Source organism: Streptomyces rectiverticillatus (assembly GCF_013394065.1).
Lineage (GTDB): Bacteria > Actinomycetota > Actinomycetes > Streptomycetales > Streptomycetaceae > Streptomyces > Streptomyces rectiverticillatus.
On sequence record NZ_CP040752.1, the window covers coordinates 2,946,053 to 2,972,891 of the forward strand.

A 26,839-nucleotide genomic window follows, 5' to 3' on the forward strand; every position below is an offset into this window, starting at 1 on the left:
CGGAGGTGAAGCCGGGGGCTTCGTTCCACGAGATGTGGCGCGACCTCGCGTCCATCGGCCGTGACAAGGACACCGGCGGCTACCACCGCTTCGCCTGGAGCGCCGCCGACGCCGACTGCCGCGCCTGGTTCCGCGCCCAGGCGGAGTCCCGCGGGCTCGCCTACGAGCTCGACCGCAACGGCAACCAGTGGGCCTGGCTCGGCGACCCGGCCGCCGGGGACGCCGTCGTCACCGGCTCCCACCTGGACTCCGTGCCGAACGGCGGCGCCTTCGACGGCCCCCTCGGCGTGGTCTCCTCCTTCGCCGCGCTGGACGAGCTCCGGGCCCGCGGGGCCCGGCCGTCCCGCCCCCTCGCCGTCGTCAATTTCGGCGACGAGGAGGGCGCCCGGTTCGGCCTGGCCTGCGTGGGCTCCCGCCTGACCGCCGGTCAGCTGTCCCTGGACAAGGCGCACGCGCTCCGGGACGCCGAGGGCGTCTCCCTGCCCCTGGCCATGGAGCGCGCGGGCTACGACCCGGAGGCCATCGGCCCGGACCCCGAGCGCCTCGCCCGGATCGGCGCCTTCGTCGAGCTCCACGTCGAGCAGGGGCGCGCCCTGGACCTGTCGGACCGCGCCGTCGGCATCGCCTCCGCCATCTGGCCGCACGGCCGCTGGCGGTTCGACTTCCACGGCGAGGCCAACCACGCCGGCACCACCCGCATCGAGGACCGCCGCGACCCGATGCTCACCTACGCCAACACCGTCCTGGCCGCCCGCAAGAAGGCCCGGCTGGCCGGCGCCCTCGCGACCTTCGGGAAGGTCGGCGTCGAGCCGAACGGCGTCAACGCCATCCCCTCGCTCGTGCGCGGCTGGCTGGACTCGCGGGCCGCTGACCAGGAGACCCTCGACCTCGTGGTCGCGGAGATCGAGAAGGCGGCCGTGGAGCGCGGCGAGCGCGACGGCGTCGACGTGCGGGTCACCCGGGAGTCCTTCACGCCCGTCGTGGAATTCGAGCACGCCCTGCGCGACGAGCTGGCCCGCATCCTGGGCGGGGACGCCCCCGTCCTCGGTACGGGCGCGGGACACGACGCCGGAATCCTCTCCGGAGCCGTCCCCACCGCCATGCTGTTCGTACGCAACCCCACAGGCGTCTCGCACTCACCCGCCGAAACGGCCTCCGAGGACGACTGCCTGGCCGGGGTGACCGCACTCGCCGACGTACTGGAGGGCCTGGCGTGTCGCTGACGGCACAGACCTACTGGGCGGAGCACGCCCTTCTCGACACCGGCGTCGAGCCGGGCGTGGTCATCGAGACCGGGGCGGACGGCCGCATCAAGACCGTCCGCCGGGGCGCCGAGGCACCGCCCCCCGGTGCGGTGACCCTGCGGGGCCTGACCCTGCCCGGTCTCGCGAACGCGCACAGCCACGCCTTCCACCGGGCCCTGCGGGGCGCGACGCAGGCGGGCGAGGGCACCTTCTGGACCTGGCGCGACGTCATGTACCGCGTCGCCGACAACCTCACCCCCGACAGCTACTTCGCGCTCGCCCGTGCGGCCTACGCCGAGATGGCGCTCGCCGGCATCACCTCCGTCGGTGAGTTCCACTACGTGCACCACCTCGCCGGGGGCGCGCGCTACGACAACCCCAACGCCATGGGCGAGGCCCTGATCGCGGCCGCCGCCGAGGCGGGCATCCGCATCACGCTCCTCGACACCTGCTACCTCTCCTCCGGCTTCGGTGCCGAGCCGAACAAGCACCAGCGGCGCTTCAGCGACGGCACCGCCGAGCGCTGGGCCGAGCGCGTCTCCACGCTCAAGGGCGACGAGAACACCCGCATCGGCGCGGCGATCCACTCGGTGCGGGCCGTGCCCGCCGAGCAGCTGGCGACCGTGGCCGCGTGGGCGCAGGAGCGTGACGCCCCGCTGCACCTGCACCTCTCCGAGCAGACCGCCGAGAACGACGCGTGCGTGGAGGCCCACGGCTTCACCCCCGCCGCCCTCCTCTCGCACCACGGCGTGCTGGGCCCGCGCACGACCGCCGTCCACGCCACGCACCTCACCCCCGGCGACATCCGTCTCCTCGGCCATTCGGGCACGGGCGTGTGCATGTGCCCGACCACCGAGCGGGACCTGGCCGACGGGATCGGCCCGGCCCGGGCGCTGCAGGAGGCGGGCTCCCCGCTCTCCCTCGGCAGCGACAGCCACGCCGTCATCGACCTGCTCGAAGAGGCCCGCGCCATGGAGCTGGACGAGCGGCTGCACAGCCGCACGCGCGGCCACTGGACCGCGGTCCAGCTGCTGCGCGCGGCCACGGCCGACGGCCACGCGGCCCTCGGCTGGGACGAGGCGGGCCGCATCGAGGCGGGCGCCCTCGCGGACTTCACGGCCGTCGCGCTCGACTCCGTGCGCACCGCGGGCCAGCCGTACGTCCTCGCCGCCGAGACGGTCGTCTTCGCGGCGAGCGCCGCGGACGTCCGGGACACCGTGGTGGGCGGCCGGCACATCGTGCGCGACGGGACGCACCAGCTCGTCGCCCACGTGCCGGCGGCGCTGGCGGAGTCCATCGCCGCCGTACGAGGCTGAACCACCGAACCGACCAAAGGAGTGCCGCACGCCCATGGCGACGACGGTCATCACCAACATCAGCAGTCTCGTCACGAACGACTCCTCCCTCGGCGAAGGCCCCCTCGGCACGATCCGGGACGCGGCGGTCGTCATCGACGGCGACCGCATCGCCTGGGTCGGCACGTCCAGCAAAGCACCGGCCACTGACAACCGGGTCGACGCCGAGGGCCGGGCCGGCCTCCCCGGCTTCGTCGACTCCCACTCCCACCTGGTCTTCGCGGGCGACCGCACCGCCGAGTTCAACGCCCGTATGTCCGGCCGGAGCTACAGCGCCGGCGGCATCCGCACCACCGTGGCCGCCACGCGCGCCGCGACCGACGAGGCGCTGGACGCCAACGTCCGGCGCTACGTGCACGAGGCCCTGCACCAGGGCACCACGGTCCTGGAAACCAAGTCCGGCTACGGTCTCACCGTCGAGGACGAGGCCCGCGCCCTGCGCATCGCCGCGGCGCACACCGACGAGGTCACCTACCTCGGCGCCCACATCGTCTCCCCCGACTACGCCGACGACCCGGCCGCATACGTGGACCTGGTGACCGGGCCGATGCTCGACGCCTGTGCGCCGCACGCGCGCTGGGTCGACGTGTTCTGCGAGCAGGGCGCGTTCGACGGCGACCAGGCCCGTACGATCCTGACGGCCGGCGCCGCCCGCGGGCTGACCCCGCGCGTCCACGCCAACCAGCTCTCCTACGGGCCCGGCGTCCAGCTGGCCGTCGAGCTCGGCGCCGCCTCGGCCGACCACTGCACCCACCTGACCGACGCGGACGTCGACGCCCTGGCGAGCGGCACGACGGTGGCCACCCTCCTGCCCGGCGCGGAGTTCTCGACGCGCGCCCAGTGGCCGGACGCGCGCCGTCTGCTGGACGCGGGGGCGACCGTCGCCCTGTCCACGGACTGCAACCCCGGCTCGTCCTTCACCAGCTCCATGCCGTTCTGCATCGCGCTGGCCGTGCGGGACATGGGGATGACCCCGGACGAGGCCGTCCGGTCCGCGACCGCGGGCGGCGCGGCCGCGCTGCGCCGTACGGACGTGGGCCGCATAGCCCCCGGCACCCGCGCCGACCTCGCCCTCCTCGACGCCCCGTCGCACGTCCACCTCGCCTACCGGCCGGGCGTTCCGCTGGTCTCGGCGGTCTGGCGCGCGGGCGTACGGGAGGTCTGAGCCTTCTCCGGCGGCCGCGCGGCACGTCGTGGGCGCCTCGGGCCCGCAGGGCCTCAGGCCTGCCCGCCGATCGCGCTCAGCCGGTCGTACTGGACGTCCGTCAGCCGGACGTCCAGCGCGCCGGTGTTCTCCTCCAGGTGCGCGAGCGACCGCGTGCCCGGGAGGGGGACGAGCGTCGGCGAACGGCGCAGCAGCCAGGCGAGCGCCGTCTGCGCGGGCGTCGCGCCCACCTCGCGCGCGACGTCTGCGACGGGCCCGCCCGGGGCCGCGTGCGCGCCCACGGCGACCGGGAAGTAGGCGAAGAAGGTGATGCCGTGCTCGGCGGCGTAGTCGACGACGTCGCCGTGGCCGCGCGCCGAGAGGTTGTACATGTTCTGGACGGAGGCGATGGGGGCGATCTCCTGCGCCGCGCGCAGTTCGGCGACGGTCACCTCGGACAGGCCGATGTGCCGCACCTTGCCCTCGTCCTGCAGCTGCCGGAGGGCGCCGAGCTGGTCCGCGAGGGGGTACTCCGGGTCGATGCGGTGCAGCTGAAGCAGGTCCAGGCGGTCCACGCGCAGCCTCCGCAGGGCGAGCTCGGCCTGCTGACGGAGGTAGGCAGGGTGACCGTGCGTCACCCATTCGGCAGGGCTGGGCCGTACGACGCCGACCTTGGTGGCGACGGTCACGCGGCCGGCGTACGGGTGCAGGGCCTCCGCGATGAGCGTCTCGCTCTCGCCGAGGGAGTAGGCGTCCGCGGTGTCGATGAGGTCGACGCCGAGCTCGACCGCGCGCCGCAGCAGCGCGACCGCGCCGCGGCGGTCCTGCGGCGCGCGCCAGATGGGCGCCTGCATGGGGTCGGCGAGCCCGTCGGGGGTCTCGGCCAGCCGCATGGCGCCGTAGCCGATGCGGGAGACCGGCAGGTCGCCGCCGATGCTGTGGACGGAGGAAGAAGCGGGAGCCGTGGTGGTGTTCGTCATGACCGGAACGCTAAATTCTCACACCCGTGTGAGAATCAACCCCGTGTGAGGCGGCTCATATGAAGATCGGTGACCTGGCGCGCGAGACCGGAGTGAGCGTGCGGCTGCTGCGCTACTACGAGGAGCAGGGCCTGCTCGGCTCCCACCGGCTGCCCAGCGGTCACCGGCGCTACGAGCAGGACGCGCCGGAGACGGTCCGCCGCATCCGCGTGCTGCTGGCGGCGGGCCTGCCGACGCGCGTCATCCGGGACGTCCTGCCGTGCGTGCGAGGCGCCGGGGAAGCGGAGTTCGATCCATGCGTGGCCCTGCACCTGCGCGAACAGCTGCAGGGGCTCGACGCGCGCATCGGGGAGCTGCAGGAGACGCGGGCGGCACTGGCCGGCCTGCTCACTGCGACGGAAGCCGCGGCACCTGCTGCGGTTGCGGTGTGAGCCGCAGGCTGCGGGCCGAACGCGCCGCCGCCGGGGCGGCGCCCGTCGACCGGCACCGATGAGCCGGTCGAAGGCGTCCCACGGCTCCGGGCCGGTCCGGCTCGCACCCCGTCCCTGCCCGCAGCGGCTCCGCACACGCCCGCGCGTGCCGTCGCACTTGAGGCTCATCGTGTGCGGAAACCGCCCGCAGCGCATGCCATTTTCACGGCCCGGTGTGGTGGAGTGGCTTCATGTCCTCCAGCGACATCTCCCCCGGCACCGTGGTGCGCGCCGCGATCCGGCAAGGGCTGCTGCCCGCCTGGTCCCCCGTCGCCGGCCTGCTGGACGTGCGGGGGATCCTCACGGCCGCGGCGGAGCTGCGCGAGGCCTTCGCGATTGCCGGGGCGGCGCACGGCACGACCCTGCACGCGTTCGCCGTGAAGGCCGCCTCCCTCGTGCCCGTGCTGCGGCTGCTCGCCGAGGAAGGGCTGGGCGCCGAAGTGGCGAGCCCCGGGGAGCTGGCGCTGGCCCGGACGGCGCGGATCGCCCCGGAGCGGATCGTGCTGGACTCCCCCGCCAAGACCACGGCGGAGCTCCGCGAGGCCCTCGCGCTGGGTGTGGCGGTCAACGCCGACAGCCGCGAGGAGCTCGCCCGGCTGGACGGGCTGCTGCGGGAGGCCTCCGGCCCGCCCCGCTCCGCACTCGGCGTCCGCGTCAACCCCCAGGTGGGCGGCGGCAGCATCGGCGCGCTGAGCACCGCGACGGACACGTCGAAGTTCGGGGTGGCGCTGCGCGACGAAGGGGCGCGCGCCTGGCTCATCCGCGCCTACGCCGAGCGCCCCTGGCTGTCCCGGCTGCACGCCCACGTGGGCTCCCAGGGCTGCCCACTGGAGCTGATGGCGGCCGGGGTGCGCGCGGCGTACGACCTGGCGGAGGAGATCAACCGGACGGTGGGGCGCCGACAGGTCACCACGCTGGACATCGGCGGCGGGCTGCCCGTGAACTTCGCTTCGGACGACGTGACCCCGACCTTCCGCGCGTACGCCCGTCTGCTGGCGGACGCCGCCCCGGGCCTGTTCGACGGGCGCTACGGGCTGGTGACGGAGTTCGGCCGCTCCCTGCTGGCCAAGAGCGGCATGGTGCTGGCCCGCGTCGAGTACACCAAGACCGCGGGCGGCCGGCGGATCGCCGTGACGCACGCGGGCGCCCAGGTGGCCACGCGCACGGTGTTCGCGCCCGCGTCCTGGCCGCTGCGGGTCGCGGTCTTCGACGCGCAGGGGCGGCCGAAGACGGGACCGCCGGTCGACCAGGACGTCGCGGGGCCGTGCTGCTTCGCGGGCGACCTGATCGCGGTGGGCAGACCCCTTCCCCTGCTGGAGGCGGGCGACCACGTGGCGCTGCTCGACACCGGCGCGTACTACTTCTCGAACCACTTCGCGTACAACTCTCTGCCCCGTCCCGGGGTTTACGGCTATGCATCCGCAGAAGAGGAGAGTGACGGCGTGCGGTTCGCGACCGTACGAGCCCCGCAGACCCTCGGCGAGCTCGTCACCGAGAGCGGCGGCGCCTACGCGGCCGATCTCAGCGCGCTTCGCTGACCGGGCCTCGGCGGGCGCACCGAGCAGGCGTCAGCGCGCTTCGCCGACCGCCGCCCCCGCCGGCACCCGGCCGGCGCGGCGCCGGCCGCCACCGGGCGCGGCATCGCCCGCGGCGAGCCCGGTGGACAGGTAGCCGCGCACGGGCTTGGCGGCGGGGGACGCCTGCGCCCACTCCGTACGCACCCACAGCAGGGAGCCGCCGCGGCGCTCCAGGCCGCCCAGCCACAGGGCCTTCGCCCACAGGCCCGCGCCCGCACCGGCGAGGGCCATGCCCGCGGCGGCCGGGACCAGGAAGGTGGAGCCCACGGCGGCGAGGAAGGCGAGGAGCAGCCACCAGCGGCGGGCGCGCCGCCAGTTGCGCAGGGTGACGGCGCGGTCCTGGAGGAAGACCGACCGGCCCGCCCGTGAGGCCCCGCGCGCCAGGGCCGCGTACCGCGGGCGGCGCACGGCGAAGACCGCGCCCGCGACGATGAGGAACAGCGCCGCTCCGGCGAGCACGCCGATCCGCCGCCCGGTGATCCCCGGCACCAGGACGCCGGTGCCCGCGCTCAGCAGGCCCGGCCACCACAGCCAGCCGGCCGGGGCCCTGACCACCACCGCCACCCGCGCCAGCGCATACGAACCGCGCCCCACGTCGAAACCCGCCTTTCCCTCTGAAATCCCCTCGATCCCGTCGTCACGCGGCAGGCTAACCAACGAATCTGAGTGCGAGCTGAGAATCCGCCGCATGTACCTCACAGGGGTCATACCCCGGTATCACCCCGGACTTGGCTCCGCCGTATGACGTGTGCGCAGTCGTGTGGTCCCTATGGTCGTCCCTGCAGGGGTGGGACGAGCGGGAGGAGACGGGGATGGCTGTCCACGAACGAGGGGGCGAGCGGCGGGAGCCGGCGCGGCGGGACAGCGGACTGCGGCGGAGGGCGGCCCTCGCTGCGGGGGCGCTGGCCGCGACCGGGCTGCTGAGCGCGCTCGTGCCCGCGCCGGACGCCCATGCGGCCCAGGCCCGGGCCCGTGCCCAGGTTCCCGCCGCGGCGCAGGCCCCGGCCCCGGCGACAGCCACAGCCACGACCGCGAAGAGCACCCCGGGCGCCCTGCCCGCCCCCACCGGCCCCCACGCCGTCGGCACGGTCACCCGCCACCTGGTGGACACCGCGCGCAAGGACCCCTGGAAGCCGGAGCGCGGCGACCGCCAGGTCACGATCAGCCTCTTCTACCCCGCGGACCACGAGGAGTCCTCCGCCGCGCCCCACATGGACCCCTCCGCCGCCGCCCACTTCGGCTCCGCCCGGGGCGCGGGCAGCTTCAACTACCACGTGCGCCCGGACGCCGCCGACTGGGCGTCGACGCGTACGCACGCGCGCGTGGACGCTCCCGTGGCGCGCGGCAGCAGGTCTCTGCCGGTCGTGCTGTACTCCGCCGGGCTGGGCGACCCGCGCACCTGGAACACCGGCCTGGCCGAGGAGCTGGCCTCCCGGGGCTACGTCGTCGTCACCGTCGACCACCCCTACGACTCCTCCGAAGTACGCCTGGCGAGCGGGGAGCTGGCGGAGTCCGTACTGCCCTCGCTCGCCGGCGCACCCGTGACCGAGGTCGACGCCACGATCCGCAGGGCGGTGAAGGCCCGGGTGGACGACACGCGGTTCGTCCTGGACACCCTCGGCTCGGCGCAGTGGCGGCGGGGCCTGCCGCGCGGCCTGGGTGACGCGATGGACCTGCGGCACGTGGGCATGGCCGGGCAGTCCGCGGGCGGCTTCACGGCGGCGCAGGCCCTGCACGACGACCGCCGCCTCAAGGCGGGGATCAACATGGACGGCCAGATGGACTTCCCCCTTCCCGACAGCACGGGCAGCAACCTGAGCACCGTGGCGCGCGAGGGCGTCGACCGGCCGTTCCTCCTGCTGGGCTCCGACGGCCCGGGCGCGGCCGACAACCGGGCGTCGTGGGCGTCCTTCCGGCAGCACTCGCGCGGCCGGCAGACCGAGCTGACCATGGCGGGCGCGGCGCACGGCACGTACACCGACGGCGTCTCGCTGCTGCCCGCGCTCGCCCGGCAGGGCGCGCTGTCGGAGGAGGAGCTCCGCCAGAACATCGGGACCGTCCGCCCGGAGCGCGCGGTGGCGGCCACGCGCGCGTACGTGGTGGCGTTCTTCGACCGCTTCCTCAAGGGGCGGGACGGGCGGCTGCTGGACGGCCCGTCGCCGCGCTTCCCGGAGATGCGCTTCCGGGACGCCCCGGCCTCCTGAGCCCGGGCTACTCCACGAACAGCCCCCGCGCCACCGCCTTGGCGTCGAACTCCTCCAGGCGCGCCTGGGCGTCCGGCAGGGCGTCGCACATCGCCTCCAGCAGCATGCGCCCCAGCAGCATCGGGGCGCATGCGGTGTCGAAGGCGAGCCCGGTGCCGACGGCGGCGGGGAGCAGCAGGTCGCTGTGGCGGGCGACGGGGGCGAAGGTGGAGTCGGCGACGGTGACGACGGTCAGGCCCTGGCCCTGCGCGTACTCCAGCGCCTCGACCACCTCGCGCGGGTGGCGGGGCAGCGCGAAGCACAGCAGCGTGCTCGCCCCGGCCCGTACGGCCGCGTCTATGCGGTCCGGCAGGAGCGTGCCGCCCTCGTCCAGGAGCCGCACGTCGGGGTGGACCTTGCGGGCGAAGTAGGCGAAGCCGGCGGCCTGGGCGGTGGCGGCGCGCAGGCCGAGCACGAGCAGCGGCCGGGACTGCGCGAGCAGCCGGCCGGCGCGGGTGACCGGGGCGGGGTCGGCGAGGACCGAGGCGAGGTGGCGGAGGTTGTCGATCTCGACGTGGACGGCCTGCTGGTACTCGTTGTACGCGGTCTCGCCGTCGCCCGGCTCGGCCGCCGCGGGGACGACGTCGCGCAGGTGCCGGCGCAGCGCCGGGTAGCCGTCGAAGCCGAGGGCGACGGCGAAGCGGGTGACCGAGGGCTGGCTGACGCCGGCCAGCTCGGCGAGCTCGACGCTGGAGAGGAAGGGCGCGTCGGCCGCGCGGCGCACCATGCAGTGGGCGATGCGGCGCTGAGTCGGCGTCAGCCGGTGCCCTTCGAAGAGCTTCTGCAGCCGTGCGGTGGCTTCCGGTTCGCCCCCGGTGTCGCTCATCGGGCCCTCCATGGTCGTCGGCGGTCTGCGGCAGCGGTCATTCACCGACCACCACCCCTGCATGAAATTATGCAGGGGTGGGCGGGCCTCCGTGGCCATATCCACGGGGTCCCCTCCGGGTCACCGGGTCACAGCGGAGGCAGGAGCTTCTTCTGGGGCTTGCCCATGGCGTTGCGCGGCAGCGCGTCGAGGAAGCGCACGCGGCGCGGCCGCTTGTGCACGGACAGGTGACCGGCCACGAAATCGATCAGCGCCTTCTCGCTCACGCCGTCCGCCACCACGTACGCGACGATCTCCTGCCCGAGGTCCTCGTGCTCCACCCCGACCACGGCGGCCTCGCGGACCGCGGGGTGGTCGAGGAGGGCGTTCTCGACCTCGCCCGCCCCGACCCGGTAGCCGCCGGACTTGATCAGGTCGGTGGAGGCGCGGCCCACGATGCGGTGCGTGCCGTCCTCCTCGACGGCGGCGATGTCGCCCGTACGGAACCAGCCGTCGGCCGTGTGCGCGGCCGCCGTCGCCTCCGGGCGGCCCAGGTAGCCGCTGAAGAGCGTCGGCCCGCAGACCTCCAGCTCGCCGATGCCGCCCTCGGTGGCCGCGAGGCGCGTGCGGACGCCCGGCAGCGGGGTGCCCACCGCGCCCGGCCGGCGCTCGCCGTCGGCCCGGGCGGAGACGGTGATCAGGGTCTCGGTCATGCCGTAGCGCTCGACGGGCCGCTGCCCGGTGAGGGCCTCCAGGTCCCGGAAGACGGGCGCGGGCAGGGCCGCGCTGCCCGACACCAGCAGCCGCGCCCCGGCCAGCTCCCGCGCCGCGGACGGCTCGCGCACCACCCGGGACCACACCGTCGGCACCCCGAAGTACAGGCTGCCGCCCGCCGCCGCGTACGCCTCCGGCGTCGGCCGACCGGTGTGCACGAGCCGGCAGCCGGTCCGCAGCGCCCCCAGGACGCCCAGGACGAGGCCGTGGACGTGGAAGAGCGGCAGCCCGTGCACGAGGGTGTCCTCGGCGGTCCACTGCCACGCCTCGGCGAGCCCGTCGAGGCCCGCGGCCACCGCGCCGCGCGGGATCAGCGCACCCTTGGGGGCACCGGTGGTGCCGGAGGTGTAGAGGATCAGCGCGGTGCTGTCCGGGGCGGGCTCGGCACCGGACCAGTCGCGCTGCTCCCCGAAATCGACGGGCAGCCCCTCGCCGCCGCCGAGCACCAGGGCGGCGCCGGAGTCACGCAGGATGTGGCCGCGCTCGGCCGGACCCGCGTCCGGCGGCAGCGGCACGACCGGCACCCCGGCGAGCAGCCCGCCCACCACGGCCGCCGCGGTCTCCGGCGACGCATCGGCGTGCACGGCGACGGCCGGGGCGCCCGCGATGCGGTGCGCCACCGCGGCGGCGGCGCCCAGCAGTTGTTCCCGGGAGAAGGCCCGCCCCGCGACGCTGAGGGCGTCCGGGCGGTCCCCGCCCGTTCCTGCGGCGAGCGCGGTGAGGGAGGTCAGCAGGGGTTCGGTCGGTCCGGGCACGGAACTGCTCCTTCCAGCGGCGCCCCGGCGGTCACGAGGCTGCCCCTACGGCGGATACGGGTGCTAGCCCCACCGACGCGGGGCACCGCCGACCGTATCGTCGTATGCATGACGGCCCGCGACCATGAGCTGAAGAAGGACCTCGCCGCCACTTTGGAGACCCGCAAGGAGCTGGGCCCGGAGTACGAGGCGGAGCTGGTGGACGCCTTCCTGGAGAAGGTCGACCGGAAACTCGACGCCGCGATCGACCGGCGGGTGCGCCGGCAGTCGGCGGAGGTGCAGATGGCCGTCGCCCGCGGGGCCCGGCCGCACCTCGACGGGCACGGCCCCGGCGGCTTCGGCGAGCGCTTCGGCTTCGCCGCGGTCTCGCTGGTGCTGGCCATCCCGCTGTCCGCGATAGCCGTGGTCAACGCGCAGCTGCCGGGGCTCCTGGTGGCCTGGGCGGGCATCGTGGGCGTCAACGCCCTGAACGTGGCGGGGCTGTTCCCGTGGCAGCGGCGGAACAAGCAGGACGGCGCGTCCGACTGGGAGTGAAGACTCCGGCTTGACGCAAAGGCTCCGGGCTTGGAGTGAAGGCGCACCGCGCCCGGAAGGCGCACTCGGGGAGATGCGCGAGGGACCGCCGCACCCCGGCCGGAGCCGGAGTCGGGACGACGGCGGTCCCCCACGGGGACACGGGCCGGAGTCAGGGCCGGTGGACCGCGTCCGGGCGGCTGTGGAGTCCGGGAGCCGCTCCGGAGTTTCCCGCCGCCGTTCGGGTGCCGGCCGGGGATGGCCCGGGCCGACACCCCCAATATGCCGGACGGTTGTTAAGCCGGTGCTGCGGGCGCGTGACGCATACGTACCTTTTACGGGCCGTCCGTCCGCGCCCCGTCCGCACCCCGTTCACGCGGCGGCCGGAAAGGCGGCCGCGACCGGGCCCGGAAGCCGCTCCGGAAGGGCGGGGCTACTTGGCGCCGTTGGTCTTCCCGGCGCTCTCCGCGAGGAACGCCAGCAGGTCCTGACGGCTCACCACACCGGTGGGCTTGCCCTCGACCAGGACGATCGCCGCGTCCGCCTCGCCCAGCACGGCCATCAGGTCCGCGACGGGCTCGCCGGAGCCGACCTGCGGCAGCGGCGCGCACATGTGCTTCTCCAGCGGGTCGGAGAGCGAGGCGCGCTGGGTGAACAGGGCGTCCAGCAGCTCGCGCTCCACGACCGAGCCGATGACCTCGGCGGCCATCACATCGGGGTGCCCCGCGCCCGGCTTGACGATGGGCATCTGCGAGACGCCGTACTCGCGGAGCACCTCGATGGCCTCACCGACCGTCTCCTCCGGGTGCATGTGCACCAGGGAGGGCAGGCCGCCGTCCTTGCGGCGCAGCACGTCGCCCACGCGGGCGGCGTCGCCGGCCTCCTCCAGGAAGCCGTAGTCCGCCATCCACTCGTCGTTGAAGATCTTGCTCAGGTAGCCGCGGCCGCTGTCCGGCAGGAGGACGACCACGACGTCGTCCGGGCCGAGGTTCTCGGCGGCGCGCAGGGCGGAGACGACCGCCATGCCGCAGGAGCCGCCGACGAGCAGGCCCTCCTCCTTGGCGAGGCGGCGCGTCATCTGGAAGGCGTCCTTGTCGGAGACCGCGATGATCTCGTCGGTCACCGTGCCGTCGTAGGCGCTCGGCCAGAAGTCCTCGCCGACGCCCTCGATCAGATACGGACGGCCGGAGCCGCCGCTGTAGACCGAGCCCTCCGGGTCCGAGCCGATGACCTTGACGCGGCCGTCGCTGACCTCCTTCAGGTAACGCCCGGTGCCGCTGATGGTGCCGCCGGTGCCCACGCCCGCCACGAAGTGGGTGATCTTCCCCTCCGTCTGCTCCCACAGCTCGGGGCCGGTGGAGTAGTAGTGCGAGAGGGGGTTGTTCGGGTTGCTGTACTGGTCGGGCTTCCAGGCGTTGGGCGTCTCGCGCACGAGCTTGTCGGAGACGTTGTAGTACGAGTCCGGGTGCTCCGGGTCGACCGCGGTCGGGCAGACGACGACCTCCGCGCCGTAGGCCCGCAGCACGTTGATCTTGTCAGTGGAGACCTTGTCCGGGCAGACGAAGATGCACTTGTAACCCTTCTGCTGGGCCACGATCGCCAGACCGACACCCGTGTTGCCGGAGGTCGGCTCGACGATGGTGCCGCCCGGCTTGAGCTCACCGGACTTCTCCGCGGCCTCGATCATGCGCAGGGCGATCCGGTCCTTCACGGAGCCGCCCGGGTTGAAGTACTCGACCTTGGCAAGAACGGTGGCCTGGATGCCTTCGGTCACGCTGTTGAGCTTCACGAGCGGGGTGTTGCCAACGAGCTCAATCATCGAATCGTGATACTGCACGGTGATCTCCGCGGTCGGGGGCACTAGCGGTCTCGCGTACCCATACGGCCAGCCTAGAACGCATCCGGCCGCTCCAACGGCGCGTTGCAGATGCGGGCGCTCGGGGCAACCTGCTCATAGCGCGCTCTACCAAGGGTGCGGGGCATTCATGAATGCTTTATGAAGCGTTTGTAAAACCGCGTACGCGGCTCGGAACCCGGCTGCGGAGGAGGTCCGGCCCATGTCACCCATCTCCACGTCGCGGGCGAGGGTCGCCCGGCGCATCGCCGCCGCGGCGGCCTACGGAGGCGGCGGCATCGGCCTGCTCGGGGCCACCGCGGCCGGGATCCTGCTGACCGAGGCGCGGCTGGCCAGGCGGGTGGTGGGCGGTTCCAACGACGCCCCGCCCCACGCGGACGGCCGCTACGGCTCCGCCTTCGTCCACCGGCTCGGGCGCGAGCCGCTGCTGCTCGGCCTGCTCGGCGACTCCACGGCCGCCGGGCAGGGCGTGCACCGGCCCCGGCAGACGCCGGGGGCCCTGCTCGCCTCCGGGCTCGCCGCGGTCGCCGAGCGCCCTGTGGAGCTGCGCAACGTGGCCCTGTCCGGAGCCCGCTCGCACGACCTGGACCGGCAGGTCACCCTGCTGCTCGACGACGTGGAGCGCGCCCCCGACGTCTGCGTGATCATGATCGGGGCGAACGACGTCACGCACGGGATGCCGGCCGCGCGGTCCGTACGGCTGCTGTCCGACGCGGTGCGGCGGCTGCGGGAGGCGGGCAGCGAGGTCGTCGTGGGCACCTGCCCCGACCTCGGCACGATCGAGCCGGTCTACCAGCCGCTGCGGTGGGTGGCGCGGCGGCAGAGCCGCCAGCTGGCCGCGGCGCAGACCATAGGGGTGATCGAGGCGGGCGGCCGCACGGTGTCGCTGGGCGACCTCCTGGGCCCGGAGTTCGCCGCGAACCCGCGGGAGCTGTTCGGACCCGACAACTTCCACCCCTCCGCCGAGGGCTACGCCACCGCGGCGATGGCCGTCCTGCCGACGCTGTGCGCGGCGCTGGGGCTGTGGCCGGAGGACGAAGAGCGGCCGGACGCGGCCCGCCGCGAGGGCATCCTGCCGGTCGCCCGTGCGGCGGCGGAGGCGGCGGCCGAGGGCGGTACGGAGGTCACCGCCGCCCGGGGCCGCTGGGCCCTCCTCAAACACCGCAAACGCCGCCGCCTCCCGGCCCACACGGAGCCGACACCGCACCATGTCTGGTCCCGGGCGACCCGGGGCGGGACGTGATGCCTGGGGCAGCCCGACCGCCCGGAGACGCGCCTTCCCACCGTCGCGCTTCCTCCCCGGTTCAAGGGCGTGCGAGGCACCCTTGACCTATGCGGGAAGGCCGTCCCCGCCTGCCCGGCCCCGGGTGCCGCGGCAAGAGTGCGAGGGGTCACAGTGACCAAGCCGTGACCCGGGCCCTACGGGCGGGTAACTTCCACCCAGTCCTGCTTTCTCACGCCCTGGAGCCGTGATGCCCGAAGCCGTGATCGTCTCAACCGCCCGTTCGCCCATCGGTCGCGCCTTCAAGGGCTCGCTGAAGGGCATGCGTGCCGACGACCTGACCGCGACGATCATCAAGGCCGCGCTCGACAAGGTCCCCGGTCTCGACCCGCGCGACATCGACGACCTGATGCTCGGCTGCGGCCTGCCCGGCGGCGAGCAGGGCCACAACCTCGGCCGCATCGTGGCCGTACAGATGGGCATGGACCACCTGCCCGGCTGCACGATCACCCGCTACTGCTCCTCGTCCCTGCAGACGTCCCGCATGGCGCTGCACGCCATCAAGGCCGGCGAGGGCGACGTCTTCATCTCCGCGGGCGTGGAGACGGTCTCCCGGACCGTCAACGGCTCCTCGGACGGCATGCCCGGCAGCCACAACCCCTTCTTCGCCGAGGCCGAGGCCCGCACCGCCGCCCGCGCCGAGCAGGGCGGCGAGGAGTGGCACGACCCGCGCGAGGACGGCCTCGTGCCCGACGCGTACATCGCGATGGGCCAGACCGCCGAGAACCTGGCCCGCCTGAAGGGCATCTCGCGCGAGGAGATGGACGAGTTCGGCGTCCGCTCGCAGAACCTCGCCGAGGAGGCCATCAAGAACGGCTTCTGGGAGCGCGAGATCACCCCGGTCACCACCCCGGACGGCACGGTCGTCGCCAAGGACGACGGCCCGCGCGCGGGCGTGACGATGGAGGGCGTGGCCGGCCTCAAGCCCTCGTTCCGCGCGGACGGCCTGGTCACCCCGGGCAACTGCTGCCCGCTCAACGACGGCGCCGCCGCCCTGGTGATCATGTCCGACACCAAGGCGCGCGAGCTGGGCCTGACCCCGCTGGCCCGGATCGTCTCCACCGGCGTCTCCGCCCTCTCCCCCGAGATCATGGGCTTCGGCCCGGTCGAGGCCAGCAAGCAGGCCCTGGCGCGGGCCGGCATGAGCATCGGCGACATCGACCTGGTCGAGATCAACGAGGCCTTCGCGGCCCAGGTCATCCCGGCCTACCAGGAGCTGGGCATCGACATCGACCGCCTGAACGTCAACGGCGGCGCCATCGCCGTCGGCCACCCCTTCGGCATGACGGGCGCCCGGATCACCGGCACGCTCATCAACTCGCTGCAGTGGCACGACAAGCAGTTCGGCCTGGAGACCATGTGCGTGGGCGGCGGCCAGGGCATGGCGATGGTCATCGAGCGGCTGAGCTGAGCCGCAGCGGAGTGCGGCGGAATACGAGCGGCCGAGCCGAGGACGAACGGCCTCACGAGCCGCTTGCGCAACCGTGACCGAATCGCCCCCAGGATGTGACCAACGTCCCGGGGGCGATTCGTTTCCGCAGGTCAGAGATGTTGAAGGGACAACGTCCGGGACGTAAGTCCCGCCCGCTTCATGACGTTTTGCACTGGGGTCTCCTGGGAGCACGCCTCAAGCTGAGGTAGGAATCTGGGGGATCCATAGCAACCGGGAGTACGTCAGTGAGCGCCATGTCCCTTGCCCTGCTGCTGGCCGCGGCCACCGCGACGGCCGCGGGCGCCGCCGCCCTGCACGCCACTCGCGGCCTGCGCCGCCAGATCACCGCCCTGCGCGCCGACCTCGCCTCCGCCACGGCCGAGCGCCGCACGCACCCCACCGTGCCCGCAGCCCGCCCCGCCCCCGGCGCGGAGCTCGCGGAAATACGGGCGGCCGTCGCCGACGCCCTCGCCGAGGAGCGCGAGCGGGAGCTCGCCGAGGCCCGTGCGTTCTGGGCCGCCCAGGAGGCCCGCGAGCTCGGCGGAGCCGGTGACATCCCGTCGCTGCCGGGCCTGTCCGGCCTCGGTGACGACCTCGCCGAGGGCCCCTACGGCGGCCTCTACCTGCCCCGCCAGGCCGACCTCGTCGGCCTGGAGCCGCTGGCCGAGCTCACCGAACTGGCCGAACTGGCCGAGCTCGCCGAGTTCTCGGAGGCCGCGGCCGCCGAGGCCGAGGCCGCGGACTCCCCCGAGCTGGCCGCCGCCCGCCGCCGCCACCCCTCCCACCCCGACTTCTCGCCCGTGGCGGCCACAGGCGACCACGAGAGCACGGTGGAGCGGCTCGGCGAGCTCGCGGACGCCCGCGTCCCGCTGACCGACGTGCGCCCCGGCCCGCTCGGCACGCTCGACGTCTACGTCTTCGCCGACGGCACCACCGTCTGCATGACCCCCGGCCACCGCGAGACCGCCGAGCGCCTGGCGGACGCCCTGGACGCCGGCGACGCCCCCGTCCTGCTGGGCGGCTCCGGGGTCTCCGGCGCGTACGCCCTGACCTTCGGCTGCGGCGAGGAGAAGGTCTACGTCCTCGCGGACCGGGTGATCGCGTCTTTGTGACGGCGTGACGGCATGACGGCATGACGGATGACGGATGACGGCATGAGTGCGTGACGGCCTGACGGCCTGACGCCGGTCCGGCACCGCCGGAAAGCGCGGGGCGCGTCCTCAGCGACGAGTGAGCCGGCGCAGAAGGCGGGCCCCTTCGCCGGTGCGCGCCCGGTCAAGGACGCCTCGCGTCCTTGCTCCCGCCGCGGCGGCGATCAGCCACGACGGCGGCACCCGGCGGCGCCGAGCCGCCCCGTCCCGTACGACACCGCGTACGTACAGCACCGCGCACGTACGCAGCACCGCGCCCGTACGCAGCACCCGCTACAGACCACACCTCTTCGCCGCCGCCTCGATCAGCGCCACCGCCTCCGCCGCGCCGACCCCCTCCGGCGCCTGCTGAGCGCCGCCGGCGGCCAGGGCCTCGGCCAAATCGTGACCGGCCACCGCCACTTGGTCGGCGACCGCGAACATCCCCGCTTCGGGCATTTCCCTCGGCACCACGGTCCCGGGTTCCTCGATCCGCTGCGCCCACACCGCCAGCTCCCGGGCGAGGGACAGCGCTTCCGCGGCCGCTCCCCTGCTCAGGCGGGACTGCGGCAGGGCACGCAGCCGGTCGGCGAAAGCGTCCACGGCGGTCAGAAGAGACGTCACATCATCCACAGCGCGAGCCTATGCGCCGTTGCCGGAGTGTTGCCAACGTCTGCACAGTCGGGCACGGTGACATGAAGGACCATCATTCGACGCGTCCGGAGGCGCCGATGTCCCACGTCTTCTCCGACGAGACCCACCGGAACCTGCTCTCCCGAATCCCCCATTGCACCGGCCGCGAAGTGGCCGACTGGCTGCGCACGGTCGAGGAAGGCCCTTCTCTCTTCCGCTTCGAGGAGAAGGTCAGCTGGCTGCGCGGAGAGCACGATCTCGCATATGGCCACGCCAAGGCGATCGTCCACGAGTACGACCTCCGGCGGGCCGCCCGGAAGCTTCTGTAGTGCGGCGCACACCGCACTCCGCACAGGCCGGACGACACCCCCGTTCGTCCGCCTGATGCAGATCTGAAGGCGCATACGGCGAAGGGCCCGGGAAAACTCCCGGGCCCTTCGTTCACCGACTGCATTCACTGCCGACCGGCTAGTCCTCGTTGAGGATGCCGATCAGCTGCAGCATCTGGATGTAGATCCACACCAGCGAGACCGTGAGGCCGAAGGCCGAGAACCACGACTCCTCGCGGGGCGCACCGTACTGGATGCCGTCCTCGACCTGCTTGAAGTCCAGCGCGAGGACGGCCGCGCCGATCAGCACGCCGACGACGCCGACGACGATGCCGAGCCAGCCCGTGCGCAGGCCGAGGCCGTCACCGCCGCCGATCACGGCGAACAGCATGTTCACCATCATCAGCAGGACGAAGCCGATCACGGCGGCCGTCACGAAGCGGGTGAAGCGCCGGTTGACGCGGATCAGGCGGGTCTTGTACGCGATGAGCACGCCGACCGAGACGAGCATCGTGCCGAGCACGGCCTGGACCGGGGCGCCCTGCGCGTAGTGGTTGAAGGCCTTGCTGACCACGCCGAGGAAGAGGCCCTCGAACGCGGCGTACGCGAGGATCACCGCGGGGACCGGCTTGCGCAGGAAGATCGACTGGGCGAAGCCCAGGAGCATCGCGATAAGGCCTGCGCCGTAGCCGAGTGCGACCGGGACGTTCAGCCCCCAGCCGACGGCAGCGGCCAGGATGACCGTGCCGAGCGTCATGCCGGTGCGCATGACGACGTCGTCCATCGTCATGCGGCCCGTGGTGGCGGGGGCCTGCGGATAGCCCTGCTGGAGATCCGGGCCGCCCTGGGCGTAAGGGTTGGTGGCGTACGGGTTGGCGGGCTGCTGCGCGTACGGACTGTTCGCGTACGGGTTGCCCTGGGCCGCGGTCCCGGCCTGCGGCGCCGCGTTGAAGCCCGCGTAGCCGTTGTTGCCGCGGAACCGCCGCGAGAAGACCGGGTTGCTGCTCCTCATCCTCACTCCATCCATGGCCACCCTGCGCGGCCTTGCGACCAAGAGTAATAGGTAGGCAAAAGAATGCGCTCGTGCTTGGGAAGGATCTTTTCCGGCACGCGCGCCCCACCACTACGGGGAGAACGCAAACGGGCGGCACTCGGTTCCCTACGGAGAGTGGGGGACTCGGAGCAGGTGAGTGCCCGGAGCCGGACTTGAACCGGCACGGCCCGAAGGGCCAGCGAGGTTTAAGCTCGCCGTGTCTGCATTCCACCATCCGGGCAGCGCTCTCGGGCGTACGGGCAGGGAAAGGCGCGCGAGCCTCCCTGGTAAGAGGAGAGCAGGACGAGCCTAGCCGGGGAGCGCCCCCCAAACAGCGGAACGATGACCCGAGGTTGTCTTATTTTATTGGCAACTGAGGGTGCATCAGTGCAGGAACGACGCCAAAGGCACATGCCACGGGCCGATACCGCCCGTTCACCGGGGGACCCCGGACGGCCTGCGGAATTGTCGCAATCTCGCCGCCTCGGGTGGCGCCCCGGAGGCCGCCTCCGGGGCGGCACCCGGCGTCATACCCAAGGAGGAGACGCGCCCTCCCGGGTCAGACCGAGGTCTGCCCCGGGAACGGGAGCTGGGTCTGATCCCGGGAGGCCGCGCGGCGCGGACGATGGAGGGGTACCCGAAACCGTCGTCCCGACAGGAGCCCGCCCCGTGACCACCTCCCCCTACGGCGTCCAGACCGCCGCCCGCCCCACGGCAGTGGCAGCCCGCGCCACGGGCCTCACCAAGGTCTACGGACAGGGCGAGACCCAGGTGGTCGCCCTCGACGCGGTCTCCGTCGAATTCCGCCGGGCCGAGTTCACCGCGATCATGGGCCCCTCGGGCTCCGGCAAGTCCACGCTGATGCACTGCATGGCGGGCCTGGACTCGGTCTCCGGCGGCTCGGCCACGATCGGCGACACCGAGCTGACCACACTGGGCGACAAGAAGCTCACGCGGCTGCGGCGCGACAAGATCGGCTTCATCTTCCAGGCGTTCAACCTGCTCCCGACGCTGTCCGCGCTGGAGAACATCACCCTGCCGATGGACATCGCCGGCCGTAAGCCCGACCGCAAGTGGCTGGACACGGTCGTCGACACCGTCGGCCTCTCCGGGCGCCTGAAGCACCGCCCGAACCAGCTCTCCGGCGGCCAGCAGCAGCGCGTGGCCGTCGCCCGCGCCCTGGCCGGCAAGCCCGAGATCATGTTCGCGGACGAGCCCACCGGAAACCTCGACTCGCGCTCCGGCGCCGAGGTCCTGGGCTTCCTGCGCAACTCGGTGCGCGAGCTCGGCCAGACCGTCGTCATGGTCACCCACGACCCCGTGGCCGCGTCCTACGCCGACCGCGTGGTCTTCCTCGCCGACGGCCGCATCGTCGACGAGATGCGCGAGCCCACCGCCGACGCGGTCCTCGACCGCATGAAGCGCTTCGACGCCAAGGGCCGCACGAGCTGAGAGACGGCTCCGCCGCTCCCCAGCCTCCCGACGACGGCCCGGCACGGGCCCACTCCCCCAGGACACACAGACCATGTTCCGTACCGCCTTGCGCAACGTACTCGCGCACAAGGCCCGGCTGCTGATGACCGTACTCGCCGTGATGCTCGGCGTGGCCTTCGTCTCCGGCACCCTGGTCTTCACCTCGACCATCTCCGACGCCTACCAGAAGAGCTCCCAGAAGGGCTACGACAAGGTCGACGTCGCCATCCAGCCCCGCCACAAGGAGGGCGAAGACCGCAACCCCGGCGAGACCCCCCGGCTCACCCAGGGCCTCCTGGACCGGGCCGCCGAGGTACCCGGCGCCGCCTCCGCGACCGGCTCCGTCAACGGCTTCGCGGCGATCGCCGACAAGCACGGCAAGCTGATAGGCGAGGGCTTCTCCTCCTCCGGCGCCAACTACTACCCGGGCCCCGGCGGCAAGGACGCCCGCTACCCCATGAAGGACGGCCGCGCGCCGCAGGCCAGCGGCGAGATCGCCCTCGACGCCAAGACCGCCGAGCGCGCCGGCTATAAGGTCGGCGACACCGTCCGCATCTCCGTCGACGGCCCCGTGCTCAGCCAGCGGATCACCGGCATCTTCACCACCGACGACGGCGCCGTCTCCGCAGGCGGCAGCCTGGCCCTCTTCGACACCCCGACCGCGCAGAAGCTCTACGGCAAGCCCGGCGAGTTCAGCCAGATCGACGTGAAGGCCGCCGCCGGCACCTCTCAGGCGGCGCTGAAGTCCTCCATCGACAAGGTCCTGCCGAAGGACGCGGAGTCGGTCACGGGCAAGAAGCTGGCCGACGACGAGGCGAAGATCATCGCCCAGGGCATGGACGGTATGCGGACCAGCCTCCTGGTCTTCGCCGGCATCGCGCTCTTCGTCGGCATCTTCATCATCGCCAACACCTTCACCATGCTGGTCGCCCAGCGCACCAAGGAGCTGGCCCTGATGCGCGCGGTCGGCGCGAGCCGCCGCCAGATCACCCGCTCCGTGCTGATCGAGGCGTTCGTCGTCGGCGCGGTCGCCGGCCTCGCCGGACTGGTCGCGGGCATCGGCATCGGCGCCGGTCTGCGCTCGCTCATCAGCAGCACGGGCTCCAGCATCCCCGACGGCCCGCTGGTGATCGCCCCGAGCACGGTCCTGGTCTCGCTGTGCGTCGGCATCGTCGTCACCATGCTGGCCGCCTGGCTGCCCGGCCGCCGCGCCGCCAAGATCCCGCCGGTCGCCGCGATGAACAGCGTCCACGCCGTGGCCACCACGAAGTCCCTGGTCGTCCGCAACAGCATCGGCGGAGCCCTCACCGCCCTCGGCGCGGCCGTCGTGCTGACGGCGAGCAGCTCCACCGTGCTGGGCCTGGGCGCGGCCGTCGTCCTGATCGGCATCTTCGTCCTGACCCCGCTGCTGTCCCGCCCGGTGATCGCCGCCGGGGCCCCGCTGCTGCGCCTGTTCGGCATGCCCGGCAAGCTCGCCCGGCAGAACGCCGTGCGCAACCCGCGCCGCACGGCCGCGACCGCCTCCGCGCTGATGATCGGCCTCACCCTGATCACCGGTCTGACCGTGATCGCGGGCAGCGTCCAGAAGGCCATCGACAAGATGGCCACGGAGTCCCTCAAGGCCGACTACGTCGTCTCCATGGCGAGCATGACCCCCCTCTCCCCGGACGTGGAGAAGAAGCTCGCCGCGCACCCCGACGTCACGGCCACCAGCCCGATGCGCCAGTCCCCGGCCCGCATCGACGGCGACCACCAGCTGCTCAGGGGCGTCAACGGCAAGGCCGTCGGCCAACTGACGAAGCTGGACTTCGCCTCCGGCTCGTTCACCGTCTCCGGCGACCAGGTCGTCATCGACGACGCCCTGTCCCGCACCAACCACTGGAAGACCGGTTCGTCCTTCGACGTGACCTTCGAGGACGGCAAGAAGGGCCGTCTGACGGTCGCCGGCGTCTACAAGGGCAACGACCTGATGCGCGGCATCATGGTCGACAACGGGACCCTGGCCCCGCACCTGAGCGAGGTCAACGACAACCAGGTCATGGTCAAGACCAAGAACGGCGCCGGCGAGGCCGTCAAGGACTCGCTGCGCAAGGCCCTCGGTGACAACCCCGCCATTCAGATCCAGACCAAGCAGGACATCTCGGACGGCATCTCCAAGATGATCAACCTCCTGCTGAACATGCTCTACGGCCTGCTGGCCATGGCCGTGATCGTCGCCGTCCTCGGCGTCATCAACACCCTGGCCATGTCCGTCTTCGAGCGCCAGCAGGAGATCGGCATGCTGCGCGCCATCGGCCTGGACCGCAAGGGCATCAAGCGGATGGTCCGCCTGGAGTCGCTGGTCATCTCGCTCTTCGGCGGTGTGATGGGCGTGGGCCTGGGCGTCTTCTTCGGCTGGGCCGCAGGCGACCTCATCCGCAAGGGCCTGAGCACCTACGAGCTCGTGCTCCCGTGGGGCCGGATGGGCCTGTTCCTGCTGCTGGCCGCGGTGGTCGGCGTACTGGCCGCGCTGTGGCCGGCCCGCCGGGCGGCGAAGCTGAACATGCTGTCCGCCATCAAGGCGGAGTAGCGGCAGCGGTACGAGGAGAGCGGCCCCACGGCATCAGCCGTGGGGCCGCTTCGCGCGTCAGCGCCAGTTACGCGCCCGCAGCGGCATCCCCGCCGCACCCGTCCCGGGCGTACGGACGGCCAGCACCTGGTTGACGCCGATCCTGTTGCGCTCGAAGGACAGGGCCGAGGCGGCCATGTACAGCCGCCAGACCCGGGCGCGGCCGGCCGAGGTCAGCTGTACGGCCTCCTGCCAGTGCTGCTGGAGGTTGACCACCCACTGGCGCAGCGTCAGGGCGTAGTGCTCGCGCAGCGACTCGACGTCGCGCACCTCGAACCCGGCCTCCTCCAGCTGGGCGACGGTCCGTCCCACGGGGGCGAGCTCGCCGTCGGGGAAGACGTAGCGGTCGATGAACTCGTCGACCTCGTACGCCTCCTCGTCCTGCAGGGGGCGGCGGGCGATCTGGTGGTTGAGCAGCCGGCCGCCCGGCTTCAGCAGCGCGTACACGTCGGCGGCGTACTCGGCGTAGCGCGCCGAGCCGACGTGCTCGGCCATGCCGATGGAGGAGATGGCGTCGAAGGGGCCGTCGGAGATCTCACGGTAGTCCTGGACCCGGATCTCGATGCGCTCCGTCAGACCGGCCTCGGCGACGCGCTTGCGGGCGTAGGCGGCCTGCTCCTCCGAGAGGGTGATGCCGACGGCGCTCACCCCGTACTCGCGGGCCGCGTGCAGCACCATCGAGCCCCAGCCGCAGCCGACGTCGAGGAGGCGCTGCCCGGGCTGAAGGGCGAGCTTGCGGCAGACGAGGTCGAGCTTGGCGCTCTGGGCCTCCTCAAGGGTGGAGGCTCCGTCCCCGTCGCTCCCCCAGTAGGCGCAGGAGTAGACCATGGAGGGGCCGAGGACGCGCTCGTAGAAGGCGTTGCCGACGTCGTAGTGGTGGCTGATGGACTGCTTGTCGCGGCGCAGGGTGTGCAGGGGGCCGCCGGTCCTGCGGGCCTCCTCGAGGGGCGGCCGGGGCGGCAGTCCGGGGCCGGCCAGTTTGACGAGCTCACCGCCCGCGGCGCGCACGCGCGGGTCGCGCACGGCCGAGAGGAGGGCGGCGAGGCCGGAGCGGGGCGTGCCCTCGCCGCGCTCCCAGAGGGAGCCGGCCAGGAGGTCGAGCGCCTCGTAGAGATCGCCTTCGACGTCGATGTCGCCCGCGACCCAGGCCCGGGCGAGGCCCAGCTCGCCCGGCTTCCACAGCAGCCGGCGCAGGGCGCGGCGGCGGCGGATGACCAGGACGGGGGCCCCGGACGTGCCCGGGGGGCCGTACTCGCTGCGGTCCCAGGCGCGGATCCGGACCGGGAGCGGGGCTCCCAGGACGTCTTCCGCGAGCGCGGTGAGCCGTCGAGCGGCGTCGGCCATGTCGCACACACCTCCATGATGCAAGGTCAGGAGAAACGTTCAACTGACACCTAAACACCAAGAGTCGGCACGGTAGTCCCGTTCAGTCAGATTAGATCAACTGTGGGTGGCCGGGACACACGACAAACCGGACACACGACAAAGGCGCCCACCCCACGGATTGGTGGACGCCGTTGCCGACTGGTTGACCGCGGCCGAGCCGCGACCGCCGTTAGGAGGCCTTCGCCTTCTCCGAGGGAACGGAGTCGGCCTTGGGCTGCGGAGCCGGCTTCGCGGCCTCGTAGAACTCCTCGCGGGGGTTCTCCATGGCGCGCAGCGAGACGACCTCGCGCTTGAGGAACATGCCGAGGGTCCAGTCCGCAAAGACGCGGATCTTCCGGTTCCAGGTCGGCATGGCCAGACCGTGGTAGCCACGGTGCATGTACCAGGCGAGACGGCCCTTGAGCTTGATCTTCATCTTGCCCATGACGATCATCGCGACGCCCTTGTGGAGGCCGAGGCCCGCCACCGCACCCTTGTTGGCGTGCTTGTACTCGGTCTGCGCGGCCGAGAAGCCCCGCATGGCCGAGATGACGTTGTCGCCGAGGACCTTGGCCTGGCGCAGCGCGTGCTGGGCGTTCGGCGGGCACCAGGCGTTCTCGTTGCCCGCGGCGCGGCCGACGAGGTCCGGCACCTGGGCGTTGTCGCCCGCGGCCCAGATGTAGTCGGTGCCGTTGACCTGGAGGGTCGGCAGGGTGTCGACGTGACCGCGCGGGCCGAGCGGCAGGCCGAAGCGGGCCAGCGCCGGGTTGGGCTTGACGCCCGCGGTCCACACGATGGTGTTGGAGTCGACCTCGAGGCCGTTCTTCAGCACGACGTGGCCGTCGACGCAGGAGTCCATCGACGTCGAGAGGTGGATCTCGATGCCGCGGCTCTCCAGGTGCGCCTTGCCGTAGGCGCCGAGCTTGGGGCCGACCTCGGGGAGGATCTTGTCGGCGGCGTCGACGAGGACGAACCGCATGTCCTCGCGCTTGACGTTGGGGTAGTACTTGGCGGCGTCGCGCGCCATGTCCTCGACCTCGCCGATGGTCTCCGCACCCGCGAAGCCACCGCCGATGAAGACGAAGGTCAGCGCCTTGCGGCGGATCTCCTCGTCGGTCGTCGAGTCGGCCTTGTCGAGCTGCTCGAGGACGTGGTTGCGCAGGCCGATGGCCTCCTCGACGCCCTTCATGCCGATGCCGTTCTCGGCGAGGCCGGGGATCGGGAAGGTGCGGGAGACGGCGCCGAGCGTGACGATCAGGTAGTCGAAAGGCAGCTCGTACGCCTCGCCGACGAGCGGCGCGACGGTGGCGACCTTGCGGTCCTGGTCGATGGTGGTGACGCGGCCGGTGAGGACCTCCGCCTTGGGGAGCACGCGTCGCAGCGGCACCACGACGTGGCGGGGGGAGATGCTGCCGGCAGCTGCTTCGGGCAGGAAGGGCTGGTAGGTCATGTACGAACGCGGGTCGACGACCGTGACGGTCGCCTCGCCGTACCGCATCTTCTTGAGGATGCGGCGCGCCGCGTACAGGCCGACGTACCCACCGCCTACTACGAGGATCCGTGGACGCTCCGTGGTGCTCATGATTCGAGTATCCAGCACTCTCCACGGGCATGCTCGTGAGCCCCTTCACAAGGGGTCGGAAGGTATCTGCTACACTCCGCCGCCACCGTGACCCATGCCATACGCCCGTAAGGGAACCAGTTGACCGGCGGGCACGTTGTGAACCCCTGTTGAACTGGCCTTGCGGGCCTCAGGTTGACTAGACCACTGCCGCGCCGACGTTCATATAAGCGGCCCTTTAACCCGCCCGAAACCGGACGGCATCCCACCGCACAGGG

22 protein-coding genes and 1 tRNA gene are annotated in these 26,839 nt (G+C 72.7%); 13 read left to right on the top strand and 10 right to left on the bottom strand.

Features of this window, described 5'->3' with window-relative positions:
• Positions 1–32 precede the first annotated feature (32 nt).
• From FGW37_RS12630 to hutI, 3 genes are read left to right on the top strand one after another with little or no spacing between them, the layout of a single operon-like run.
• Positions 33–1,223, top strand: coding sequence for an allantoate amidohydrolase (locus FGW37_RS12630; protein WP_179084666.1), 1,191 nt, complete (start codon positions 33–35; stop codon positions 1,221–1,223).
• A complete protein-coding gene (locus tag FGW37_RS12635) occupies positions 1,220–2,560 on the top strand; it encodes a formimidoylglutamate deiminase (RefSeq protein WP_179084667.1) in 1,341 nt (446 codons plus the stop codon). The genes FGW37_RS12630 and FGW37_RS12635 overlap by 4 nt, the downstream gene beginning before the upstream one ends.
• Positions 2,561–2,594: 34 nt before the next feature.
• A complete protein-coding gene (gene hutI, locus FGW37_RS12640) occupies positions 2,595–3,764 on the top strand; it encodes an imidazolonepropionase (protein ID WP_179081157.1) in 1,170 nt (389 codons plus the stop codon).
• A 53-nt stretch (positions 3,765–3,817) separates the two neighbouring features.
• Here hutI and FGW37_RS12645 read toward each other — a convergent pair whose 3' ends face one another.
• On the bottom strand, positions 3,818–4,723 hold the full coding sequence (locus FGW37_RS12645) for an aldo/keto reductase (RefSeq protein WP_179081158.1): 906 nt from the start codon (positions 4,721–4,723) through the stop codon (positions 3,818–3,820).
• A gap of 59 nt (positions 4,724–4,782) precedes the next feature.
• Between FGW37_RS12645 and FGW37_RS12650 the strand changes: the two genes are divergently transcribed.
• Both FGW37_RS12650 and FGW37_RS12655 read left to right on the top strand, forming a co-directional pair.
• The gene (locus tag FGW37_RS12650; RefSeq protein WP_179081159.1) at positions 4,783–5,154 is read left to right on the top strand and encodes a MerR family transcriptional regulator; all 372 of its coding nucleotides are present in this window, start codon (positions 4,783–4,785) and stop codon (positions 5,152–5,154) included.
• Positions 5,155–5,384: 230 nt separating this feature from the next.
• Positions 5,385–6,731, top strand: a complete 1,347-nt coding sequence (locus FGW37_RS12655) for a type III PLP-dependent enzyme domain-containing protein (RefSeq protein ID WP_179081160.1) — start codon at positions 5,385–5,387, stop codon at positions 6,729–6,731.
• A gap of 30 nt (positions 6,732–6,761) precedes the next feature.
• Here the strand turns inward: FGW37_RS12655 and FGW37_RS12660 are convergent, their stop codons facing one another.
• A complete protein-coding gene (locus FGW37_RS12660; RefSeq protein ID WP_179081161.1) occupies positions 6,762–7,364 on the bottom strand; it encodes a hypothetical protein in 603 nt (200 codons plus the stop codon).
• Between the two features lie 218 nt (positions 7,365–7,582).
• Here FGW37_RS12660 and FGW37_RS12665 point away from each other — a divergent pair, with 218 nt between their 5' ends.
• The gene (locus FGW37_RS12665) at positions 7,583–8,974 is read left to right on the top strand and encodes an alpha/beta hydrolase family protein (protein WP_179081162.1); all 1,392 of its coding nucleotides are present in this window, start codon (positions 7,583–7,585) and stop codon (positions 8,972–8,974) included.
• Between the two features lie 7 nt (positions 8,975–8,981).
• Here the strand turns inward: FGW37_RS12665 and FGW37_RS12670 are convergent, their stop codons facing one another.
• Both FGW37_RS12670 and FGW37_RS12675 read right to left on the bottom strand, forming a co-directional pair.
• Complete coding sequence (locus tag FGW37_RS12670; RefSeq protein WP_179081163.1) at positions 8,982–9,839, bottom strand: MurR/RpiR family transcriptional regulator; 858 nt, start codon at positions 9,837–9,839, stop codon at positions 8,982–8,984.
• Positions 9,840–9,967: 128 nt separating this feature from the next.
• The gene (locus tag FGW37_RS12675; RefSeq protein ID WP_425506523.1) at positions 9,968–11,347 is read right to left on the bottom strand and encodes an acyl-CoA synthetase; all 1,380 of its coding nucleotides are present in this window, start codon (positions 11,345–11,347) and stop codon (positions 9,968–9,970) included.
• Positions 11,348–11,455: 108 nt separating this feature from the next.
• On the opposite strand from FGW37_RS12675, the gene FGW37_RS12680 reads away from it, so the two are divergent.
• Positions 11,456–11,881: a hypothetical protein gene (locus FGW37_RS12680; protein WP_179081164.1), complete on the top strand. Its 426-nt coding sequence runs from the start codon at positions 11,456–11,458 to the stop codon at positions 11,879–11,881.
• A 412-nt stretch (positions 11,882–12,293) separates the two neighbouring features.
• Here the strand turns inward: FGW37_RS12680 and FGW37_RS12685 are convergent, their stop codons facing one another.
• Positions 12,294–13,697: a cystathionine beta-synthase gene (locus FGW37_RS12685; RefSeq protein ID WP_179081165.1), complete on the bottom strand. Its 1,404-nt coding sequence runs from the start codon at positions 13,695–13,697 to the stop codon at positions 12,294–12,296.
• Positions 13,698–13,917: 220 nt separating this feature from the next.
• Between FGW37_RS12685 and FGW37_RS12690 the strand changes: the two genes are divergently transcribed.
• The 3 genes from FGW37_RS12690 (at position 13,918) to FGW37_RS12700 (ending at position 17,541) form a co-directional block, all read left to right on the top strand.
• Positions 13,918–14,958, top strand: a complete 1,041-nt coding sequence (locus FGW37_RS12690) for an SGNH/GDSL hydrolase family protein (protein WP_179081166.1) — start codon at positions 13,918–13,920, stop codon at positions 14,956–14,958.
• A gap of 229 nt (positions 14,959–15,187) precedes the next feature.
• On the top strand, positions 15,188–16,408 hold the full coding sequence (locus FGW37_RS12695; RefSeq protein ID WP_179081167.1) for an acetyl-CoA C-acetyltransferase: 1,221 nt from the start codon (positions 15,188–15,190) through the stop codon (positions 16,406–16,408).
• Positions 16,409–16,683: 275 nt separating this feature from the next.
• Entirely contained in the window at positions 16,684–17,541 is an 858-nt protein-coding gene (locus FGW37_RS12700) for a hypothetical protein (RefSeq protein WP_179084669.1), read from the top strand.
• Positions 17,542–17,853: 312 nt separating this feature from the next.
• Here the strand turns inward: FGW37_RS12700 and FGW37_RS12705 are convergent, their stop codons facing one another.
• Positions 17,854–18,192 carry a hypothetical protein gene (locus FGW37_RS12705; RefSeq protein ID WP_425506524.1) on the bottom strand — a complete coding sequence of 113 codons (339 nt, stop codon included), beginning with the start codon at positions 18,190–18,192 and terminating at the stop codon, positions 17,854–17,856.
• A 98-nt stretch (positions 18,193–18,290) separates the two neighbouring features.
• On the opposite strand from FGW37_RS12705, the gene FGW37_RS12710 reads away from it, so the two are divergent.
• On the top strand, positions 18,291–18,521 hold the full coding sequence (locus tag FGW37_RS12710) for a DUF4287 domain-containing protein (protein ID WP_030365184.1): 231 nt from the start codon (positions 18,291–18,293) through the stop codon (positions 18,519–18,521).
• 139 nt (positions 18,522–18,660) lie between these two features.
• Here the strand turns inward: FGW37_RS12710 and FGW37_RS12715 are convergent, their stop codons facing one another.
• Positions 18,661–19,533 carry a Bax inhibitor-1/YccA family protein gene (locus FGW37_RS12715; protein WP_179081168.1) on the bottom strand — a complete coding sequence of 291 codons (873 nt, stop codon included), beginning with the start codon at positions 19,531–19,533 and terminating at the stop codon, positions 18,661–18,663.
• Positions 19,534–19,712: 179 nt separating this feature from the next.
• Positions 19,713–19,795: transfer RNA gene (locus FGW37_RS12720), tRNA-Leu, on the bottom strand.
• A gap of 428 nt (positions 19,796–20,223) precedes the next feature.
• Between FGW37_RS12720 and FGW37_RS12725 the strand changes: the two genes are divergently transcribed.
• Both FGW37_RS12725 and FGW37_RS12730 read left to right on the top strand, forming a co-directional pair.
• Positions 20,224–21,006, top strand: coding sequence for an ABC transporter ATP-binding protein (locus tag FGW37_RS12725; RefSeq protein WP_179081169.1), 783 nt, complete (start codon positions 20,224–20,226; stop codon positions 21,004–21,006).
• A 73-nt stretch (positions 21,007–21,079) separates the two neighbouring features.
• Entirely contained in the window at positions 21,080–23,596 is a 2,517-nt protein-coding gene (locus FGW37_RS12730) for an ABC transporter permease (RefSeq protein ID WP_179081170.1), read from the top strand.
• A gap of 57 nt (positions 23,597–23,653) precedes the next feature.
• On the opposite strand, the gene FGW37_RS12735 is transcribed toward FGW37_RS12730, so the two are convergent.
• Entirely contained in the window at positions 23,654–24,979 is a 1,326-nt protein-coding gene (locus FGW37_RS12735) for an SAM-dependent methyltransferase (protein ID WP_179081171.1), read from the bottom strand.
• Positions 24,980–25,190: 211 nt separating this feature from the next.
• Entirely contained in the window at positions 25,191–26,582 is a 1,392-nt protein-coding gene (locus FGW37_RS12740; protein WP_058046611.1) for an NAD(P)/FAD-dependent oxidoreductase, read from the bottom strand.
• Positions 26,583–26,839: the final 257 nt, after the last annotated feature.